We start from the raw sequence: 5226 nt of genomic DNA on the forward strand, positions 1-5226 counted from the left end.
GCAAGGCCCGCAAGCTCGTCACCGTCGCCGTCATGCGAAAGCTCATCGAAGCCGCCAACCTCGTCCTCGGACGTCGCCAGCCATGGCTCACTCACCCCGCCAACTGAAACATGGTTGCTCCCCTTGCAGGGGAGGACCAAGCGCGTCCAGTTTGCGGGCAAGCCGGGCGACCACCCCGCAGACCATCCGCCCGGCCCCGCGGCGTCCCCCGGCGGGTCGGAGATCTCTGCGCCCTCTGCGCTCTTCTCCGCGTCCTCCGCGGTTCAATCGAGCGCCTGCGGCGTCCGGACGGGAGACCCCGGCCCGCAGATGCTCCCCCCTTGGGGGAGCTCGCGAAGCGAGAGGGGGCGGCGGCGCCCGCGCCCGCCAAGGTAGCGCTTGCCGCGGCGGCGGTGTAAGCCGGCCTGGCCTTGCGTTACGCAGACACCGATACCTCGCCCGACTGCGGTCGTGGCCCCCGCGGCGCTCGCCCGATGCGGCTTGCAGCGCCCTCTCCGTCCCGCGCGCGACGCGCAGTTGATGAGCGACTGGAGGCGGCCTGTGCCCGTCCTCCGGAGCCCATCGCAACTCCGGAGGACTTCCATGACCCCTCTTTCCGCGGCCTTCGTGGTCGCCATCGCCTTCCTGACGGCCACGCTCTCGGGCGTGTTCGGCATGGCGGGCGGACTGGTGCTGATGGGCGCGCTGGCGCTCGTCCTGCCCGTCCAGGCGGCCTTCGTGACCCACGGGCTGCTGCAGCTCGTGGCGAACGGCTGGCGCGCCATCCTGCATCGTAGGCACGTCCGCTGGGACATCGTCGGGTGGTATGCGGCGGCCTCGGCGATCGCCATGGCCGTCGTGCTGGCGCTCTCGTTCGTGCCGTCCAAGCCGCTCCTGTTCCTGCTGCTGGGCCTGGTGCCGTTCCTCACCTGGCTGCCGCAGCGCTGGATCAACCTCGATGCGGCGCGCCCGCCGCAGGCCTTCGCCTCGGGGCTGGCGGTGACGGGCGTGAACCTGACGGCGGGCGTGGCCGGGCCGCTGCTCGACATCTTCTTCGTCAAGACCGAGCTGAACCGCCACGCCATCGTGGCCACCAAGGCGGCCACCCAGGTCTTCGCCCATCTCGCCAAGATCGTGGTCTACGGCTCGCCGCTGGCGCTGGGGTCCGCGGCCGGCGTGGGCCTGCCGCCCTGGTGGGTCTTCGCGCTCGCCGTGCCGCTGTCGATGGCGGGGACCGCCGTGGGCGGCCGGATCCTGGACCGGATGAGCGACGTGAACTTCAAGCGCTGGACGCGCTGGATCGTGACCGCGGTGGGCGTGGCCTACCTGATCCAGGCGGCCCAGCTGTTCGCCGCCGGCGGCTAGAAAAAAGGCCGGGCGCGAGGCCCGGCCAAGTTCTTAGGGAGGAAACGCCCAGGAATGGGCACGCCTCACATATGTCGCCCGGCCGCCGCTGCAAGGGCTGCGGGCGCCGCTTTTTTCCGACGGCGCCGCATCCGGCGGAAGTGGTCTGGCGCTTGGCCGGAAATTGGTCGTTTGGACCAGACCACCAAGCCGGTATGGCGGCCTCCTGACCGCTAGGGGGCCCCGCCATGGATCTCAGACCTGAAGTGCTCGCGAACGCCCACGTGCGCCTCGAACCCTTCGCCGAGGCCCACAAGGATGGCCTGCGCGCCGCCTGCGCCGCCGACCCCGGGACCTGGAACGAGCTCTACCCCTACACGATGCTGGGCGACGGCTTCGACGCCCAGTGGGCGCGCCTGATGCGGGAAGCCGAGGCCGGCCAGACGATCCCCTACGCGGTGGTCGCGGACGGCGCCTGCCGCGGCATGACCACCCTGATGGCCATCGACCGGCTCCACGGCACGGTGGAGATCGGCGGCACCTACTACGACCCCGCGGTCCGGGGCGGCGCGGCGAACCCCTCGGCCAAGCGCCTCCTGCTCGGCCACGCCTTCGACAGCGGCGCGATGCGGGTGCAGTTCTGCGTCGACGCCATCAACGCCCGCAGCCGCGCGGCGGTCCTGAAGCTGGGCGCCGTCCAGGAGGGCGTCCTGCGCAAGCACCGCAGGACCTGGACCGGCCGCATCCGCGACACCGTCTTCTTCTCGGTCACCGACGAGGAGTGGCCGGCCGTCCGCGACCGCCTCGACGCCCGCATCGCCGCGTTCGCATAGGCGCGGGGCTAGGGCTGTCGCCCGGCGCAACGGCGTGGGGCCCGATGACCGCCGCGGGAAGGGCGCTCCGCCAACTGACCTGATGACAGCCGTCGGGCGTTCCGCTAAACCCCGCGCGCATTTCGATCTCCGCGTCCGGCCGAGCACCTGTCGAAGGGCCGTGGCGCGTTCTCCGGGCAGGTCGGGAGATCGTACCCAGATGGCCAACGTCACCGTGATCGGCGCCCAGTGGGGCGACGAGGGCAAGGGCAAGCTCGTCGACTGGCTCTCCAACCGGGCCGACGTGGTCGTGCGCTTCCAGGGCGGTCACAACGCCGGCCACACGCTGGTGGTCGGCAACCAGGTCTACAAGCTGTCGCTGCTGCCGTCTGGCGTGGTGCAGGGCAAGCTGTCGATCATCGGCAACGGCGTCGTCGTCGACCCCTGGCACCTCCTGAAGGAGATCGACGGCATCGCCCAGCAGGGGATCGCCATCACCCCCGATTTGCTGGTCCTGGCCGACAACGCCTGCCTGATCCTGCCCATCCACCGCGACCTGGACCAGGCGCGCGAGGCGGCCGCCACGAACAAGATCGGCACCACCGGCCGCGGCATCGGCCCCGCCTACGAGGACAAGGTCGGCCGCCGCGCCATCCGCGTCGCCGACCTCGCCGACCGCGCGGCCCTGGAGGCCAAGATCGACCGCCTCCTCGCCCACCACGCGCCGCTTCGCCGCGGCCTGGGCCTGCCCGACGTCGACGCCGCGGCCCTGCTGGCCGACCTCGAGGCGCTGGCGCCGCGCATCCTCAGCTTCGCCCGGCCCGCCTGGCTGCTCCTCGACGGCGAGGTCAAGGCCGGCCGCCGGGTCCTGTTCGAGGGGGCCCAGGGCGCGCTGCTCGACGTCGACCACGGCACCTATCCCTATGTGACGTCCTCCAACACCGTGGCCGGCCAGGCCGCCGCCGGCTCGGGCCTCGGCCCCAAGGGGCCGGGCTATGTGCTGGGCATCGTGAAGGCCTACACCACGCGGGTGGGCGAGGGGCCGTTCCCCACCGAGCTCACTGACGAGGTGGGCCAGCACCTGGGCACGGTGGGCCGCGAGTTCGGCACCGTCACCGGCCGCTCGCGCCGCTGCGGCTGGTTCGACGCGGCCCTGGTCCGCCAGTCCGTGGCCCTGAACGGCATCACCGGCATCGCGCTCACCAAGCTCGACGTGCTCGACGGCCTGCCGACGCTGAAGATCTGCACCGGCTACCGGCTCGGCGACGAGGAGATCGGCTACCTGCCCGCCGGCCTGAAGGCGCAGGCCGCGCTCACGCCGGTCTACGAGGAGCTGGAGGGCTGGAGCGAGACCACCCAGGGCGCCCGCTCGTGGAAGGACCTGCCGGCCAACGCCGTGAAGTACGTCCGCCGCATCGAGGAACTGATCGGCGCCCCCGTGGCGCTCCTGTCCACCAGCCCCCAGCGCGACGACACCATCCTGATGCGCGACCCCTTCCAGGACTGAGGGCTCCCTTCCTCTCCCGCACAGCGGGGGCTGGCCGCGCCCCGGTCCGGACCATGCGCAGCATGGTGGAGGGGGCGCTGGCTCCGCGGGAAGTTCCCTCCACCGCGTCCCCCCGCGGGGAGGACAGTCCTTCGGTCGCCGGACGCCGGAGACGCTCGATTGGAACCGCGGAGGACGCAGAGAAGCACGCAGAGAGCGCAGAGACCTCCGCGCCCTCCGCGCATCCTCCGCGATCTCTGCGGTTAAGGCAGGACACCCCACGGGCGCCCGGGCGTATCAAACGTCTCTTTACGGATACGAGGTATGACCTCCTCCGAAGGTCCGGGGGGAGCCAGCGCCTTGTTCGACGGCGACAAACGCATCATCGAGAAGATCGCGCCCAGGCTGAAGCGCGTCGTCGTCGCCGATCCGCAGCCGGCCAGCGCCCGCCTGTTCACCGACCTGATGCGCGACATCGCCCAGAGCCACGTCTGGGTCGCCGGGACGACCGAGCGCGCGCTCCGCATCGCCGAGACCTGCGACCCGCAGCTCATCGTCCTGGAGCTGGGCACGCCCGAGGTCGACGGGCTGGCCATCGCCCGCCGGATCCGCCGTTCGAACTGGCTGTGCCGCAAGGCGCCGATCATCACCGTCACCGGGGCCGCCACCGCGGCGATGATCCTGGCGGCGCGCGACGCCGGCGTGCACGAGTTCCTCCGCAAGCCCTATTCGATGAAGGACCTCCTCCGCCGCCTCGAGGCGGTCACGGTCAAGGAGCGGGACTGGGTGGAGGGGATGGAATACATCGGCCCCGACCGGCGGCGGTTCAATTCGGGCGAGTACGCGGGCCCCCTGAAGCGCAAGACCGACGGCTCCGAGACGCCCTACCAGCAGAAGGTCAACCAGGCGCTGAAGATCGTCCGCGCCGCCGTCGCGGCCTGCGAGAGCGATCCGCAGCAGGCCATGCGCGCCATGCTGACCCAGGCCACGACCCTGCAGTCGCTGGCCACCGACCTGCGCCTCACGCTGGCGGCGTCCGAGTTCTACCGCAACCTCATGAAGCACAACCAGTCGGGCGCGCCGCTCACGCGCGCGGCGGCCGACGCCTGGTCCAGGCCCCTGCTCACCTTCCTGCGCACCGACTCTCCCCGCAGCCGCGAAGCCGTCGAACTCGCCTAGAGCTTCTCACAAGTCGGGACGCCGAACTCCATCCAAACTCCGGCCGGGATGACGGAGGTTGGGGCGCAGGCGTCGATGTCCGCAACGGGTCGAACGCGGCCTCTGGGCGCTCCGCCGGGAGCAGACCGTCAGCAACGGCCGATGGCGGCGCCTTACCTCCCCCGCGAAGCGGCGGGAGGGGGACCGCCCGCCGAAGCCGGCGCGAGCCGGCTGGAGAGCGGGGGGTGGAGGGGGCGAGCGGCGCCCGCTGGGCGGGATACAGCCTGAACGCTCGCCCCTGCCGGCGGCTCGCCCCCTCCACCACTCGCTCTTCGGCTGCGCCTCGGCGAGCGGTCCCCCTCCCGCCGTCGCTGCCGCGACGGGGGAGGCAAGGTCCCTTACGGGTCGAAAGCGGCCGACGACACCGGCGCGCAAAGCTGACCTTCA

At 71.8% G+C, this 5226-nt stretch carries 4 protein-coding genes; all 4 read left to right on the forward strand.

What is annotated here, in order from left to right:
• Positions 1–582 precede the first annotated feature (582 nt).
• The 4 genes from AC2D8W_RS22670 to AC2D8W_RS22685 all read left to right on the forward strand — a co-directional run bounded on the left by AC2D8W_RS22670 (position 583) and on the right by AC2D8W_RS22685 (position 4800).
• Complete coding sequence (locus AC2D8W_RS22670) at positions 583–1344, forward strand: TSUP family transporter (protein ID WP_484673426.1); 762 nt, start codon at positions 583–585, stop codon at positions 1342–1344.
• A gap of 227 nt (positions 1345–1571) precedes the next feature.
• Entirely contained in the window at positions 1572–2156 is a 585-nt protein-coding gene (locus tag AC2D8W_RS22675) for a GNAT family N-acetyltransferase (protein WP_484673427.1), read from the forward strand.
• A 199-nt stretch (positions 2157–2355) separates the two neighbouring features.
• On the forward strand, positions 2356–3642 hold the full coding sequence (locus AC2D8W_RS22680; protein ID WP_293481363.1) for an adenylosuccinate synthase: 1287 nt from the start codon (positions 2356–2358) through the stop codon (positions 3640–3642).
• Between the two features lie 339 nt (positions 3643–3981).
• Positions 3982–4800, forward strand: a complete 819-nt coding sequence (locus AC2D8W_RS22685) for a response regulator transcription factor (RefSeq protein ID WP_484673428.1) — start codon at positions 3982–3984, stop codon at positions 4798–4800.
• Positions 4801–5226 lie beyond the last annotated feature (426 nt).

This window comes from Phenylobacterium sp. T106, from assembly GCF_057219735.1.